This is a genomic window from Pseudomonas sp. EggHat1 (genome assembly GCF_014892995.1).
Lineage (GTDB): Bacteria > Pseudomonadota > Gammaproteobacteria > Pseudomonadales > Pseudomonadaceae > Aquipseudomonas > Aquipseudomonas chaetocerotis.
Genome location: NZ_JACKQK010000014.1, coordinates 79520 through 93371, shown reverse-complemented (window position 1 = coordinate 93371; position 13852 = coordinate 79520). Strand labels below are relative to the sequence as shown.

Genomic DNA, 13852 nt, shown 5'->3' with positions numbered 1-13852 from the left:
TCAGCCTAGGTCAGCCTCCCCCCGTCAACAACGCGGTACGCCCGCCATTGGTCTCTTGATAGAAGTTCTTAGTTTCAACGGTTGATACGTCTCATGCCTGTTTGTCCGGCGGCAGCTGGTCGAGGGCTGCCTGGTTGTCCGGCGCCTTCTCAGTCACCCAATCGCTGAGCAGGCTGTAGGCCACCGCGAGCAGCGTCGGGCCAAGGAATAGACCCATGAAGCCGAACGCCAGGATGCCGCCGAACACGCCGAGCAGCACCACCACCAGCGGCAGGTTGCCGCCACGACTGATCAAGTAGGGCTTGAGGATGTTGTCCACCCCGCTGATGATGAAGAAGCCCCAGATACCCAGGAAGATCGCCATGCCGATCTCCCCCTGCCACACCAGCCAGGCCACGGCGGGGCCCCAGATCAGCGGCGGGATCATGATGAAGCTGAAAGCGAAGGTCAGCAGGCCCAGCACCAGCGCCCCCGGCACCCCGGCGATGACGAAACCGATGTAGGCCAGCACGGCCTGCGCTGCGGCGGTGCCGATCACGCCGTTGACCACACGCTGCACGGTACCGGCAACCAGCTCCAGATAATGATCGGCACGCTCGCCGATCAGCCGCTCCAGCAGGCTGTGCACGAACACCGCCAGGCGCGGGCCATCACGGTAGAAGAAGAACACCAGTACCAGGCTCAGGGCCAGTTCGACCATACCCCCACCGATCTTCGCGCTACGCGCCACCAGCCAGTTGCCGACCTGGCCCAGGTAGGGCCGCAGCGTGTCGAAGAAGGCAGCGCCCTGCTGGTCGATGGTGCGCCACAGCTCCACCAGGCGATCACCGACCAGCGGAATGCTGGCCAGCCAGCTCGGCGGTGGCGGCAGGCCTTCGACCTGCAGGTCCTTGACCAGGGCGTTGGCATCCTTGATGTGGTCAGCCAGGTTGAAGCCCAGCCAGACCAGCGGTACCGCGACCATGACCACCCAGACTCCAGTCAGGATGCCCGCTGCCAGCGACAGGCGCCCATTGAGCAGTTGCGTCAGCAGACGCATCAGCGGCCAACTGGCAAAGGCCAGCACGGCGGCCCAGAACAGCGCCGACCAGAATGGCGCCAGTACCCAGAGGCTGGCGGCCAGCAGGCCGAGCAGAAGAATCTGCACCAGCAGACGATCATTAGTGGCCATCAAGCGAAACTCCCTTCGACGAAACGACAAAGCGCCCTTACGGGCGCTCTGCGACAGGCGATTGCGAATGCTAGCTTAACGCAACAAACGCACACTCAGTGTTTCATCCGAGCTCTCACCCAACTCCAGTCGCGCTTCGCGCACGCGCTGGTCGATCAACGCCTCGCGCCAGGCCTCGGCCTGGCTGCCGGCGAGGCTGACGCGCAAGGTGCTGTCGAGGTTCAGGCTGCGCGCCAGCACTTCCACCCAGGCGCTGTCGGCCCTGGCTTCGTCGGGCAGTTTCAGTTGCCCATCGCTGCGCAACTGACGGAGCAGGGTCGCTGGCGTCGGCAGCAATACGCCCAGAGGGGCTTCGGCGTCCAGTTGCTCGGCATGCAGGTAAGCGCGGCGATTACCACGGGTGATGCTGTAAAGCGCCAGCAGGCTTTCGTGATTCGGCTCGGCCAGGCGCAACAGCGCATAGGCCTGCTGGTCGTCGGAGCCATACAGCGTGGCATTGCCGAATACCGAGTTGGCCCACAGGCTGCTCGCGCCACACTCACGGCCCTGGCACCAATAGAGCAGTTCGGCGCCCTGCTCCAGCAATGTCTCCCGCGCCGCAGTGAATACCTGATCGGCACTGTGGGTGCGCGGCAGTTCATAGGTCACCGCGCTGTGCTGGCCCTGCACCAGAATCTCCCGCTCATAACGCAACCGCCCGCTGATGCGGCGAATGGAGCCTTGCGGGTAGATACGCTCGACATCGGCCGCTTCCTTGAACGCGACGATGTGACTGGCAGGAAAACGTGGCAATACCTCGAGGTCGCGACTGCCAGGTAGATCAGCCGCCAGTGCGACACCGCTGCAGACCGTGGCAAGCACCGCAGAAAGAAACTGCACAACCCCCTTCATGAGGTGGCAGTCCATTGAAGAAACACGACGGGTGAGCTTGCTAAACAGCGAGTGGCGACTTCTAACGGGTCGATCATGCGATCCTCCATGGCAGACCGCCACACCTTTCCCCAGGGCCGCAGGCAAGTCAAGGCAAGCACAGGAATGGATTGAAACAATCCGCTACGAGCTGAGCGCCGGTTTCATCATCCAGATGCAGGTGATGCCCACCGGGCAGACGGTGTACCTCGAACGGCAGATCCTGCAGCAAGGTCCGTACGGCAGACTGCGCCCCCATCATGCCCTGCTCCGCCAACACCAGGCTGACCGGGCATTGCAGCGCACGAACGAACGCCTGGGCATGCGCCCAGCTCAGGCGCAGCGGCGACGGCAAGGTCAGGCGACTGTCGGTGCGCCAAGTGTAGCCGCCCGGCACCGGCATCAGGCCACGCTGCGCCAGCAACTCGGCCGCCTCACGGCTGACCGCGCCGACGCCCTTCATACGCGCTTCGACAGCGCGCGCCATTTCGGCGTACACCGGCTTGCGCTTGTCATTCAGTACCTGCCTGGCGCGCAATGCTTCGCCCAGCTTCTGCGGCGCCTGCTCGGCCTCACCGGTAAAAGGCACCAGGCCGTCGATCAGGGCCAGGCGCGCGATCCGCTCCGGCATCGCCCCTGCCAGCAACACCGCAGTGATCGCCCCCATGGAATGACCGAGGATGGAAAACCGCTCCCAGCCAAACTGCTCGGCGACCTGCAGCACGTCATAGGCATAATCCCAGAGCGCGTAACCGGCGCCAGCCGAGCGATGCTCGGAATGACCATGACCGGCAAAGTCCAAGGCGACGATACGCAACCCCTCGAGTTTCGGCGCCAGCCGCGCGAAGCTCGCCGCGTTATCCAGCCAGCCGTGCAGCGCCAGAACCGGCAAGCCATCCTCGGGACCATAGAGATGAGCCGCCAACTCGATATGCGGCAGGCTCAGACGAACTTCCTCGAAATCCATGCTCATGCATGTTGCTCCTGGCTACCGGTCCAGCGGGTGAACAGCTGACGCAGCAGGTCGGCGGTAGCCTGTGGGCGCTCCAAAGGGAACATATGGCCGCCTGGCAGATTGTGATACTCCGCGCGCGGCATGCGCCGCAGCAGGCGCGCATGATGCGGCAACACCACCCGACTGTGGCGGCCGCGCACCATTGCCAGCGGTACCGCCAACTGCTGTGGTAGCCCTGGTGACGTGTGTGGCACGCTGCGGTAGATGCTGATCTCGGTGGCCGGATCGAATTTCAGGCGCAGTCCCTGCTCGCCCAGTTGCAGGCCGTGACTGACATAGGCGTCCAGGCACTCGGGATCGAAACGGCGAAACAGGCTCTTGCCGGCGAAGTAGTCTCGCGCCTCGACCAGATCGGCAAAGGCTTCACGCCGCCCTAGGGTGCGGCCGGCGGGCGTGATGCGGTCGATAAAACCAAAGCGTTTGGCGGCGCGAATCACCATTCGATCGGCCAGGGTCAACACCGGCGAGTCGAGCATCACCACGCCGCGGTACAGCTCAGGGCGAAGCAAGGCGGCGTGATAGTGCAGCACGCCGCCGAGCGAATGGCCGACGCCCCAGACCGGTTCATCGCCGCCCTCGAGGTGATGGATCAGCTCATCGACCAGATTCGACCAGTTGTCATTGACCGGAAAACGCGGGTCGTGGCCATGCTGCTCCAGATGTTGCACCTGAAAATCCGGTGCCAGCGCGGCAAACAGCTTGCCGTAGGTGGCCGACGGAAAACCGTTGGCATGAGCGAAGAATATCGACTGCGGCATGCATCAGACTCAAGAAAGCAAATATGTCCGGATTCTCCGGCAGCCGCCGACGCGCGGCAATGACCGTAACGGCCATTGATGGCGGCGCAATGGTCACCGCTATAGCAACAGGCGCCCGACGATACTGGCCGCTACCAGCAAAAATACCAGGCCGCAGACGACGTCGATGGTCGGCGCCACCTGCATCAGCCGCTGACGCATCAGTGGTCGGCTCAGGGTCAAACCGAGCAGACTGAACCAGAACAAGCTGAGGCCGAACAGCAATGCGGCACATGCCACCTTGCCGGGCAACGACATGTCAGTCGGCACCAGACTACTGAGCAATGCCAGGAAGAACACCAACGCCTTGGGATTGCCCAGATTGGTGAACACACCACGCAACCAGGGGCCGAACAGCGAGGGCGTCAGTTCGCCATCCAGGCGCCTCGGGCCAGCACTGCCGCGCCACCAGGCACGCACCGCGCCGATCCCCAGCCAGCCCAGATAGAGTGCGCCGCCGATCTGCACCAGATCGAACAACCATTCGGTACGACTGAGCAGTAGAGCCACGCCGCTGAGCACCAGGGTGCCGTGCAGAAGAATGCCGCAGGCCAGGCCCAACGCGCTAAGAAGGCCCGCACGCTGGCCCTGATGCAGCGCGGTACGCACCACCAGTGCCACATCGGGGCCGGGGCTGATAAGGGCCACCGCGAACACGGCAGCCAGCGACAGCAAGACGGACGTCTCCTGCATGGTGATCTCCAGGAAATGAAAAGGGTGAGACAGGCGGCTGAATCAGCCCTGACGCAAGCGCGCCGGTGGCAGACCGTAAGTGCGGCGAAACAGCCGCGAGAAATGCGCCTGATCGTAGAAGCCCAGCCGTAAGGCAATCTCGCTCAGAGGCTCACCTGCCAACAGCAGCGGCAACGCCCGCTGCAGACGCAGCTGCGTCAGCCACTGATGCGGCGGCAAGCCGGTGTGCTGGCGGAAACGCCGCAATGCCTGCCAGGGACTCATGGCACAGAAAGCAGCGATTTCCTCCAGCGTGGGCGGATCGTCCAGGCGGCTCTCCAGCCAATCGCGCAGACGCTGCCAGGTCTGCTGATCGAAGACGCGATGTGGCTCGCTGACACGCAAGGTCGACCCCATCTCCAGCAAGTGGGCCAGCGCCTGCCAGAGCGCCTCTTCCTGGGCCAGTCTCGAGCCGCCCAGCATCGCCGCATGAAAGCGTTGCAGGTGCTGCGACAGCAGAGGATGACGCAAGCTGCTGGTGATCAAGCGTGGTGCGCCCTGACGCCCCTCACTCAGGGTCCGACTGGCCTCATCCAACCAGGAGGGATCGAACGCCATCACCCGGATGCGGTAGCTCTGACCATCCAGGCAGGCACCGTCATGAATCCCTTCCGGCGCCATCAGCAGCACGTCCCCCGCCCCGACATGTCGGCGCTCACCGCCATAGGCGTAGCGATGCTGTCCCTGTATCAGCAGGCCTACGTGATATTCCAGGTGAAAGTGCCGGGGAAAGGCGAAGCGACGGTACTCGGCATCGATCAGGCGAACGCCGGGCAAGCTGCTTTGAATATGAGTGATCTGGTCCATGGCGCGTACTGTAGCGCCACGGACCGGGCAAATCTTGGATGAAATTGCAGGCAGAAACTTAAAGTTTCGGGGGCTGATCACCCAGGGCAACGATGGCCATGGTCAGCCGCGAGATGCAGCTGACCTTGCCGTCATCACCGCTGAGGCGAATGTCCCAGACATGAGTGGTACGACCCAGATGCACCGGCCGCGCCACTGCATGCACACGCCCGCTGCGCAAACCGCGCAGATGGTTGGCATTGACCTCCAGACCGACGCAGTAGAAACGGCTGCTGTCGATGCACAGGTAGCTGGCGGTGGAGCCGAGGGTTTCCGCCAGCACCACCGAGGCGCCACCGTGCAGTAAGCCGTAGGGCTGATGGGTACGCGAGTCGATCACCATGCTGGCGCTGAGCGATTCGTCGTCGAAGGCTTCGAAACGAATGTCCAGTACCTCGCCAATGCTGTTTTTCAGGGTCGTGTTGAGTGCATCGATATCAGGCGTTCGTTGCCACAATCCCATGGGAGCGTTCCTTGTGCGTTGAAGACAGGGCCGGTCAGCCCGGCCCATTCAGGCTCAATCGTGCCAGAGCACGGCTTCGCTGCGCTGCTGCCACTCGGCGAAGCGCTCGCCGTAGGTGCCCTCGATCACCGCGCGTTTGATTTTCAGGGTCGGCGTCAGGAAACCGTTCTCCACTGCCCAGACCTCCTTGACCAACACCAAGCCTTGCAACCGCTCATGATGATCAAGACGGCCATTGACCTCGGCGAGCAAGGCCTTGAGGCTGTTTTCCAGTTCATCGCGGCTGTCGTTGGCCGCCTCCTGGCGCCCCACATCGGACAGCACGCAAAGGGCTATGGGTTGCGGCAGGCCGTCACCGACCACGCAGACCTGCTCGATACGCGAGTGCTCACCGATGCGGTTTTCGATTGGCGCCGGCGCCACGTACTTGCCTTTGCTGGTCTTGAAGATTTCCTTGATGCGGCCGGTGAGACGCAGGTTGCCTTCGGCGTCCTGCTCGCCCTTGTCGCCGGTACGCAGGAAACCATCGTCAGTCAGCGTCTCGGCGGTCTTGATCGGGTCCTTGTAGTAACCCTGCATAGTCGCACCACTGCGTACCAGGACTTCGCCATCCTCGCCGATGCGTACCTCGACGCCCGGGTTGTTCTGGCCGATCCAACCCTGCTTGAACTTGCCCGGCAGACAGACGTGGGAATAACCACAGTTCTCGGTCATGCCATAGACCTCCTGGATCTCCATACCCAGGCGGCGATACCAGTTAAGCAGTGTCTCAGGCACTGGCGCGGCGCCTGACAGCGCATAACGAATGGCGTCCAGACCGAGGCCTGCGAGTACCTTGCGACCGACGAAGCGACCGATGATCGGCAGCCGCAGCAGGCGGTCGAGCTTTTGTGCCGGCATCTTGCTGTATACGCCCATCTGAAACTTGGTCCAGATGCGCGGCACACCGAACATCACCGTAGGCCGCGCGCGCTTGAGGTCTTCGAGGAAGGTATCCAGGCTCTCGGCGAAGAAGATCGTCTGCCCGGCGTAGAGCGAGGCCAGCTCGACGAACATGCGCTCGGCTACGTGGCACAGCGGCAGGTAGGAGATCAGTCGATCATCCTCACCCACGCCGAACAGCTTGATGGCGTTACTGGCGGCGAAACCGAAATTGGAGAAGTTGTGCATCACGCCCTTGGGCGTGCCCGTGGTGCCGGAGGTGTAGATGATGGTGGCCAGCTGGTTGGCTGCGGGCTTGGGGTCGTCCTGAATCGGCGCGCTGCGCTGCAAGTCATCCCAGCTGTAGTCGAAGCTGCCTTGCGGATGCAGCGGCAGGCTCACGGTCGGTAAGCCCTGCGGCAGGCCCGGTGCCATCGAAGCCCAGTCATCGAGCTTGCCGACGAAGGCCAGGGCTGCTTCGGAATGCTCCAGCACCTGGTGCATGGAGTCGGCGGTGAGGTTGGGATACAGCGGTACCGATACGTGGCCCGCCATCCAGATCGCCAGATCGGCAACGATCCAGTGCGCGCAGTTCTTGGAGATGATGGCGATGCGACTGCCCTGTGGCAGCTCGCGACTACGCAACCAACTGGCTGCACGACGAGCCTGTTCGCCCACATCGGCCCAGCTCAGCTCCAGCAGCTGGCCGCCCCCCAAAGGTTGCACCATGTAGCGTTTGTTCGGGTGCCTTGCTTCACGTTCGTAAAACAGCTCGAGCGGCAAACGGATTGCATCAGCCACAGGGCTTCCTCCTTTGTTGTTTTTGTAGGAATCAACCAAGCACTTGCTTGGTTGAATATTCCATGCAGACAAAAGAGGCGCAAGTTAAGAAATGTTTCTCGCCTGGACACACATGCACGTGCCAGCGCTACATCGGCCGGGACGCCTGTGACGCCGCCAGGGCGCCACGGCGTGATCAATCAGCGAGGGTGGATCAGCGCCAGCAGCTCCATCAGCCCGGCAGCCGGGATATCACCTTCCAGTTCAGCCAGGCTGGCGGTACGCATGGGCAGCGGTTCCTGCCGATGACCGTGCACCAGCAGACCACCCAGCGCGCCAATCAACGGTTGATGGCTGACCAGCAGCACCTCGGCACGCTCACGCTCATCGAGATACTTCAGGGCATCACGCGGATCGCTGTCCGGCGTCAGCCAGGCCACGGTGTTTATCTTGCCGGTGAACCCCAGCTCGCTGCGGACCAGCTCGGCCGTCTGCTGGGCACGCACGTAGGGGCTGGCGACGATGGCGGTCAAAGGCCGACCGGCGAGCTGAGCGGCGGCCTGCTGCACTTCCTTGCGACCATGGGCGGTCAGCTCGCGGGCAGCATCACTGGCTGCCTGCGGCTCGGCCTCACCATGGCGCAGCAGCCATAGCCTCACAGCTTGGGCTCCTCGTCGCGCACAGGGTGCGGCGCCGGCGGGATGCTGTGCGCGGTTTCGCCTTCAGGCGCCCGCGGCGTCGGCCAATCGGCAAACGGCCAGGGTTTTTCATCGGTATTGAAGGTGCCGAATCGACCAATCTGCGCCAGATATTGGCTGAGGCTATCGCCAAAGCCCAGCAGGCTGGCGTTCGGCGCGCCGTAGAACAGGCGGTAACCCAGTTGCAGCAGCACCACGGCGCCGAGCAGCAGCTCGGCCAGTTGCCAGACGATGACGAAAATCACCATCCACAGAATGCGCAGCAGAATCGACTCGCGCTCCAACTCCTGCTTTTCATCGCTCATGACTCACTCTCCTTGATTGGCTGCCGGGCTCAGAAACCCGCAGTGGGGATGAAATCGACGTCGGTCTTGGGTTCACCCAGCATCAGCAACTCGATGACCTGGGCCAGCGTACGCCCCTCGAAGAGGATGGCATGCAGGCCAGCGACCAGCGGCATGTACACGTCCAGTTCTTCGGCACGGGCCTTCAGTACCTTGAGCGTATTGACCCCTTCGGCGACTTCGCCAAGGCGCTGCACCGCGTCTTCCAGGCTGAGGCCTTCGCCCAGGGCGAAGCCGACCTGATAGTTGCGGCTCTTTGGTGACGAACAGGTGACGATCAGGTCGCCGACACCCGCGAGACCGAGGAAGGTCATCGGGTTGGCGCCGAGCTTGACCGCAAAACGGGTCATTTCCGCCAGAGCGCGGGTAATCAGCATGCTTTTGGTGTTCTCGCCCATGCCCAGCGCCGCCGCCATACCGGACATGATGGCGTAGACGTTCTTCAACGCGCCGCCGAGCTCGACGCCGAAACGGTCGGCACTGGCGTAGACGCGGAAGGTTCTGCCATGCAGAGCCTGCTGTACGCGCAGGCACAGCTCCTCGTCTTCACTGGCGATCACCGTGGCGGTCAGCGCGTGATCCGCCACTTCCTTGGCCAGATTCGGCCCGGACAGCACGCCGATACGCGCGTCGGGGGCGATCTCCTCGAGAATCTGGCTCATCAGCTTGAAGGTCTTGGCCTCGATGCCCTTGGTCGTGCTGATCAGCATCTTAGCGGCCAATTGCGCCGCAACCGGTTGCAAAGCATCGCGCAGGGCGCTGGAAGGCAATGCGACCAGCACCAGCTCGGCCTGCTGCAGCACGCTGCTCAGGTCGCTGGTTGGCTCGATACCGCTGTGCAGCTTCACGCCTTTCAGATAGCGCGGATTCTCGCCGCTCTGACGCATCTGCTCGGCCTGCTCGGGGTCACGCATCCACTGCAGGACGCGCTGGCCGTTCTCCGCCAGTAGATTGGCCAGGGCGGTACCGAAGCTGCCGCCGCCGAGTACGGCAATGGGTTGGAGCTGTGTCATAGGTCTTCCGAATGAGGCCATGCGTGATGGCGGTCTGTAGGCATTATACGGAGCCGAGAGTACCCGGCCAGGGCAAAAGTTCAGTGCGGGCCATCCACAGAGAGGGGCAAACGAGAATTACCGCAGAGTGCAGACGCCTGACGCTGGCAAAGCGCGTCGGGTCAGTTAACATGCCGGATTGACCATAATTGCCAAGGACGATTCGTGCCCACAGGCAGCCCCTTGCCCCCGCCCTGCGCCTCTCGTCAGGCAGCAGCGCCGCTTTCCAGGGACGGTAGAGCCATGAACAAGCGTCGCGGCTGGAACATTCACACCCGCACCCAGTTGATCAGCGTCGGTCCTGCCCTGCTGCTGACCCTGCTGCTGACCGGCTTTCTCACCTTTACCCGCCTGCAGGATCTGCGCCTGGAGCAGGGTCATATCGGCCAGTTGATTGCCAATCAACTGGCGCCAGCCACCGAATACGGCGTGCTCAACGACAACCTCAGTACCCTGGAAAGCCTGCTGCGTGCCACCCTCAGCACCCCGGACGTGCGTTTCGCCGAAGTACGCGACCGCGACGACAACATTCTGGTGTATGTCGAACGACCCAAGGAACAAGGCCACAGCACGCCACAGGTCGAGGTGTTCCAGGCACCAATTCGCCTGCAGGGCCAACCTGCACGCACGCAAGTGCTGCCACCGCTGGGCAAGGCACTCGGCGACGGCTACCTGGGCCGGGTGGTGGTGGGCATGTCCAACGACACCTTCAATGCGCGCCAGCAAGAGATATTGTTCAAGGCCGGTATTCTGTCACTGGTGGCGCTACTGCTGACCTTCCTCCTCGCCAGACGCCTGGCCAGGCGTCTGGCGCAGCCGATGAGCGCCATGGGCCAAGCCCTGGAACGCATTCAGAGCGGCGACTATCGCCCCTCGCTGATCGAGCGCGGCAATGACGAGCTGACCGACCTCGCCCGGCATATCAATAACCTCGCCTGCGCCCTCGAGCAGAGCGGTCGCGAGCAGCAGCAGGCGATTGCCGARTTGATCCAGGCGCGCGAGGAATCCGAGCAGGCCAACCGGGCCAAGTCTGACTTCCTGGCCATGATGAGCCACGAACTGCGCACGCCCATGAATGGCGTGCTGGGCATGCTGCAACTGCTTGAAACCACCAGCCTGAACGACGAGCAGAATGAATACGCCGCGTTGGCCACCGAGTCTACCGAGCACCTGCTCAAGGTGATCAACGACATCCTCGATTTCTCGCGGATAGAACGTGGCGCCCTGGAGCTCGAAGCCATCCCCTTCAGCCTGCTAGAGCTGTTGCAAGGCTCGGTGCAGGTATTCCAGCACAGCGCTCAGCAACGTGGTCTGCAACTGCTACTGGAAACCCAGCCAGGCCTGGATCAGATGGAGATGCGCGGCGACCCCACGCGCATCCGGCAGATTCTGGTCAATCTGATCGGCAACGCACTGAAGTTCACCGAAGAAGGCCAGATTCGCGTGGAAACCCGCTGGCAGAAGCTGGATGACCAGGTGCTGTGGTTTACCTGCGCCGTACGCGACAGCGGCATCGGCATCGACGACGAGCGCCTGGAGCATATGTTCGATGCCTTCCAGCAGGCGGACACCTCGATTTCCCGCCGCTACGGTGGCACCGGCCTCGGTCTGCCGATCGCCCGCACCCTGGCCGAACGCATGGGCGGCACCCTGCGCGCAGAAAGCCAGCTGGGCGCGGGTTCGGTGTTCACCCTGGAAATACCGCTGCCCTTTCTGGCCCGCAACGAAACCGCACAACGCAGTGACAACCAGAACCTGGGCAGCGGCGACGGTCAGGCGGTATTGCTGGTGGAGGACAATCCGGTCAACCAGACGGTCATCGAGGCCATGTTGCGCAGCCTTGGCTATCAGGTCAGTCTGGTCGGCGATGGTCAGCAGGCCGTACAGAACTGCTACCGACACGATTACGCCGCTATCCTGATGGACTGCAGGCTGCCCTTGATGGACGGCTACGAGGCAACGCGGCAGATCCGTCAGTTCCAGCAATACCAACAGGTGCCGATCATCGCCCTGACCGCCAACGCCCTGCAGGGTGACCGCGAAGCCTGTCTGGAGGCGGGAATGAACGATTACCTGGCAAAACCGTTCAAACGAGCGGATTTGCAACGCATTCTGCTGCGCTGGCTGCCAGCCCGACCATAGGCGAGTGGCGCCCGTGACAAGCTGGCGTTACAAGGGGAAACTGCTGTGCCTGTGACATTCCAATGCCAGCAGAGTACAACTGTACTCAGTGCGCTGTGACTTTCACCACAACGCAACAGTCTATGACTAGGCTGCCGGCAGACGCCTATCCAGACGTCGTCGGCCAGGACGATTCGCCCAGCCTTAGAAGCGTGGGGACAATTGAGGAGCTCGCATGACAAGACAAAACGCCTACACCCGGGAAGACCTGCTCGCCTGCAGCCGCGGCGAACTGTTCGGCCCGGGGAACGCGCAACTGCCCGCCCCAAACATGCTGATGATCGATCGCATCGCTCACATCAGCGAAACCGGCGGCAAGTACGGCAAGGGCGAAATCGTCGCTGAGCTCGATATCAATCCGGACCTGTGGTTCTTCGGCTGCCACTTCGAGGGCGACCCGGTAATGCCGGGCTGCCTCGGTCTCGACGCCATGTGGCAGTTGGTCGGCTTCTACCTCGGCTGGCAAGGCAACCCGGGCCGCGGTCGTGCCCTGGGTAGTGGCGAGGTGAAATTCTTCGGTCAGGTACTGCCGACCGCCAAGAAGGTCACCTACAACATTCACATCAAGCGCACCATCAGCCGCTCGCTGATCCTCGGCATCGCCGATGGCACCGTAGCCGTCGACGGTCGCGAAATTTACAGCGCCGAAGGCCTGCGCGTCGGCCTGTTCACCTCCACCGACAGTTTCTGAAGGACTTGCACATGCGTCGTGTAGTGATCACCGGTCTGGGCATCGTTTCCTGCCTGGGCAATGACAAAGAAGCCGTTGCCGGCAGCCTTCGCGCGGGCAAATCAGGCATCCGTTTCAACCCCTCCTACGCCGAAATGGGCCTGCGTAGTCATGTCTCCGGTTCGGTCAACCTGAACCTGGAAGAGCTGATCGACCGCAAACTGTTCCGCTTCATGGGCGACGCTGCGGCCTACGCCTATCTGTCGATGGAACAGGCGATCAAGGATTCCGGCCTCAGCGAAGAGCAGATTTCCAATCCGCGCACCGGCCTGATCGCCGGTTCCGGTGGCGCTTCCACCGTCAACCAGATGGAAGCCATCGATACCCTGCGCGAAAAAGGCGTCAAGCGCATCGGCCCATACCGCGTGACCCGCACCATGGGCAGCACCGTATCGGCGTGCCTGGCGACTCCGTTCAAGATCAAGGGCGTCAACTTCTCCATCTCCTCGGCCTGCGCCACCAGCGCGCATTGCATCGGCCAGGCCATGGAGCAGATCCAGCTGGGCAAACAGGACGTGGTCTTCGCCGGTGGCGGCGAAGAAGAGCACTGGAGCCAGAGCTGCCTGTTCGACGCCATGGGCGCCCTCTCCACTCAGTACAACGAAACCCCGGAAAAGGCTTCGCGCGCCTACGACGCCAAGCGTGACGGTTTCGTCATCGCCGGCGGTGGTGGCATGGTCGTGGTCGAGGAGCTGGAACACGCTCTGGCCCGTGGCGCCAAGATCTACGCGGAAATCGTCGGCTACGGCGCGACCTCCGATGGCTACGACATGGTCGCCCCGAGCGGTGAAGGTGCGATCCGCTGCATGCAGCAAGCGCTGGCCACCGTTGACACCCCGATCGACTACCTCAACACCCACGGCACCTCGACGCCGGTTGGCGACGTTGCGGAAATCAAAGGCGTGCGCGCCGTGTTCGGCGACAAGGCCCCGGCCATCAGCTCTACCAAGAGCCTTTCCGGCCACAGCCTCGGCGCTGCCGGCGTGCAGGAAGCGATCTACTGCATGCTGATGATGGAAGGCAACTTCATCGCCGCGTCGGCCAACATCGACGAACTCGACCCGGAAGTGGCCGACATGCCGATCCAGCTCAGCACCGTCGAGAACGCCAAGCTCGATACCGTGATGAGCAACAGCTTCGGTTTTGGTGGCACCAATGCCACCCTGGTGCTCAAGCGCTGGGCCGGCAAGTAACAGCTGCCGCGGTAAAGAAA

At 62.7% G+C, this 13852-nt stretch carries 14 protein-coding genes; 3 read left to right on the top strand and 11 right to left on the bottom strand.

The features are described from left to right. Positions 1-91: 91 nt before the first annotated feature. The 11 genes from INS93_RS20025 to INS93_RS19975 all read right to left on the bottom strand — a co-directional run bounded on the left by INS93_RS20025 (position 92) and on the right by INS93_RS19975 (position 9689). Positions 92-1171, bottom strand: coding sequence for an AI-2E family transporter (locus tag INS93_RS20025; RefSeq protein WP_192985146.1), 1080 nt, complete (start codon positions 1169-1171; stop codon positions 92-94). A gap of 75 nt (positions 1172-1246) precedes the next feature. Beyond that, complete coding sequence (locus INS93_RS20020; RefSeq protein WP_192985144.1) at positions 1247-2062, bottom strand: DUF4892 domain-containing protein; 816 nt, start codon at positions 2060-2062, stop codon at positions 1247-1249. Positions 2063-2189: 127 nt separating this feature from the next. Beyond that, on the bottom strand, positions 2190-3053 hold the full coding sequence (locus tag INS93_RS20015) for an alpha/beta hydrolase (RefSeq protein WP_192985142.1): 864 nt from the start codon (positions 3051-3053) through the stop codon (positions 2190-2192). Then, positions 3050-3853: an alpha/beta fold hydrolase gene (locus tag INS93_RS20010; RefSeq protein WP_160018184.1), complete on the bottom strand. Its 804-nt coding sequence runs from the start codon at positions 3851-3853 to the stop codon at positions 3050-3052. The genes INS93_RS20015 and INS93_RS20010 overlap by 4 nt, the downstream gene beginning before the upstream one ends. Before the next feature lie 99 nt (positions 3854-3952). Further along, positions 3953-4585: a LysE family translocator gene (locus INS93_RS20005; protein ID WP_192985139.1), complete on the bottom strand. Its 633-nt coding sequence runs from the start codon at positions 4583-4585 to the stop codon at positions 3953-3955. 42 nt (positions 4586-4627) lie between these two features. After that, entirely contained in the window at positions 4628-5431 is an 804-nt protein-coding gene (locus INS93_RS20000) for an AraC family transcriptional regulator (RefSeq protein ID WP_192985137.1), read from the bottom strand. A 58-nt stretch (positions 5432-5489) separates the two neighbouring features. After that, positions 5490-5933 carry a hotdog fold thioesterase gene (locus INS93_RS19995; RefSeq protein ID WP_192985135.1) on the bottom strand — a complete coding sequence of 148 codons (444 nt, stop codon included), beginning with the start codon at positions 5931-5933 and terminating at the stop codon, positions 5490-5492. 54 nt (positions 5934-5987) lie between these two features. Further along, on the bottom strand, positions 5988-7655 hold the full coding sequence (locus INS93_RS19990; RefSeq protein WP_192985133.1) for an AMP-binding protein: 1668 nt from the start codon (positions 7653-7655) through the stop codon (positions 5988-5990). A 179-nt stretch (positions 7656-7834) separates the two neighbouring features. Beyond that, complete coding sequence (gene sixA, locus INS93_RS19985; RefSeq protein WP_075747337.1) at positions 7835-8293, bottom strand: phosphohistidine phosphatase SixA; 459 nt, start codon at positions 8291-8293, stop codon at positions 7835-7837. Then, positions 8290-8637 carry a DUF4389 domain-containing protein gene (locus INS93_RS19980; protein ID WP_147809721.1) on the bottom strand — a complete coding sequence of 116 codons (348 nt, stop codon included), beginning with the start codon at positions 8635-8637 and terminating at the stop codon, positions 8290-8292. Before INS93_RS19980 ends, sixA begins: the two co-directional genes overlap by 4 nt. 29 nt (positions 8638-8666) lie before the next feature. Beyond that, entirely contained in the window at positions 8667-9689 is a 1023-nt protein-coding gene (locus INS93_RS19975) for an NAD(P)H-dependent glycerol-3-phosphate dehydrogenase (RefSeq protein WP_192985131.1), read from the bottom strand. 282 nt (positions 9690-9971) lie between these two features. On the opposite strand from INS93_RS19975, the gene INS93_RS19970 reads away from it, so the two are divergent. The 3 genes from INS93_RS19970 to fabB all read left to right on the top strand — a co-directional run bounded on the left by INS93_RS19970 (position 9972) and on the right by fabB (position 13832). Further along, entirely contained in the window at positions 9972-11870 is a 1899-nt protein-coding gene (locus INS93_RS19970; protein ID WP_192985129.1) for an ATP-binding protein, read from the top strand. Positions 11871-12084: 214 nt separating this feature from the next. Further along, complete coding sequence (fabA, locus tag INS93_RS19965; RefSeq protein ID WP_003240795.1) at positions 12085-12600, top strand: 3-hydroxyacyl-[acyl-carrier-protein] dehydratase FabA; 516 nt, start codon at positions 12085-12087, stop codon at positions 12598-12600. An 11-nt stretch (positions 12601-12611) separates the two neighbouring features. Further along, positions 12612-13832 (top strand): beta-ketoacyl-ACP synthase I, encoded by a 1221-nt coding sequence (fabB, locus tag INS93_RS19960; RefSeq protein ID WP_017677145.1) that lies wholly within the window; start codon positions 12612-12614, stop codon positions 13830-13832. The last annotated feature ends 20 nt before the right edge of the window (positions 13833-13852 follow it).

What these genes read in the sequence shown, in the direction of transcription:
- INS93_RS20025 (WP_192985146.1), bottom strand. Translation starts at nt 1,171, where the DNA reads ATGGCCACTAATGATCGTCTGCTGGTGCAGATTCTTCTGCTCGGCCTG.
- INS93_RS20020 (WP_192985144.1), bottom strand. Translation starts at nt 2,062, where the DNA reads ATGAAGGGGGTTGTGCAGTTTCTTTCTGCGGTGCTTGCCACGGTCTGC.
- INS93_RS20015 (WP_192985142.1), bottom strand. Translation starts at nt 3,053, where the DNA reads ATGAGCATGGATTTCGAGGAAGTTCGTCTGAGCCTGCCGCATATCGAG.
- INS93_RS20010 (WP_160018184.1), bottom strand. Translation starts at nt 3,853, where the DNA reads ATGCCGCAGTCGATATTCTTCGCTCATGCCAACGGTTTTCCGTCGGCC.
- INS93_RS20005 (WP_192985139.1), bottom strand. Translation starts at nt 4,585, where the DNA reads ATGCAGGAGACGTCCGTCTTGCTGTCGCTGGCTGCCGTGTTCGCGGTG.
- INS93_RS20000 (WP_192985137.1), bottom strand. Translation starts at nt 5,431, where the DNA reads ATGGACCAGATCACTCATATTCAAAGCAGCTTGCCCGGCGTTCGCCTG.
- INS93_RS19995 (WP_192985135.1), bottom strand. Translation starts at nt 5,933, where the DNA reads ATGGGATTGTGGCAACGAACGCCTGATATCGATGCACTCAACACGACC.
- INS93_RS19980 (WP_147809721.1), bottom strand. Translation starts at nt 8,637, where the DNA reads ATGAGCGATGAAAAGCAGGAGTTGGAGCGCGAGTCGATTCTGCTGCGC.
- INS93_RS19975 (WP_192985131.1), bottom strand. Translation starts at nt 9,689, where the DNA reads ATGACACAGCTCCAACCCATTGCCGTACTCGGCGGCGGCAGCTTCGGT.
- fabA (WP_003240795.1), top strand. Translation starts at nt 12,085, where the DNA reads ATGACAAGACAAAACGCCTACACCCGGGAAGACCTGCTCGCCTGCAGC.
- fabB (WP_017677145.1), top strand. Translation starts at nt 12,612, where the DNA reads ATGCGTCGTGTAGTGATCACCGGTCTGGGCATCGTTTCCTGCCTGGGC.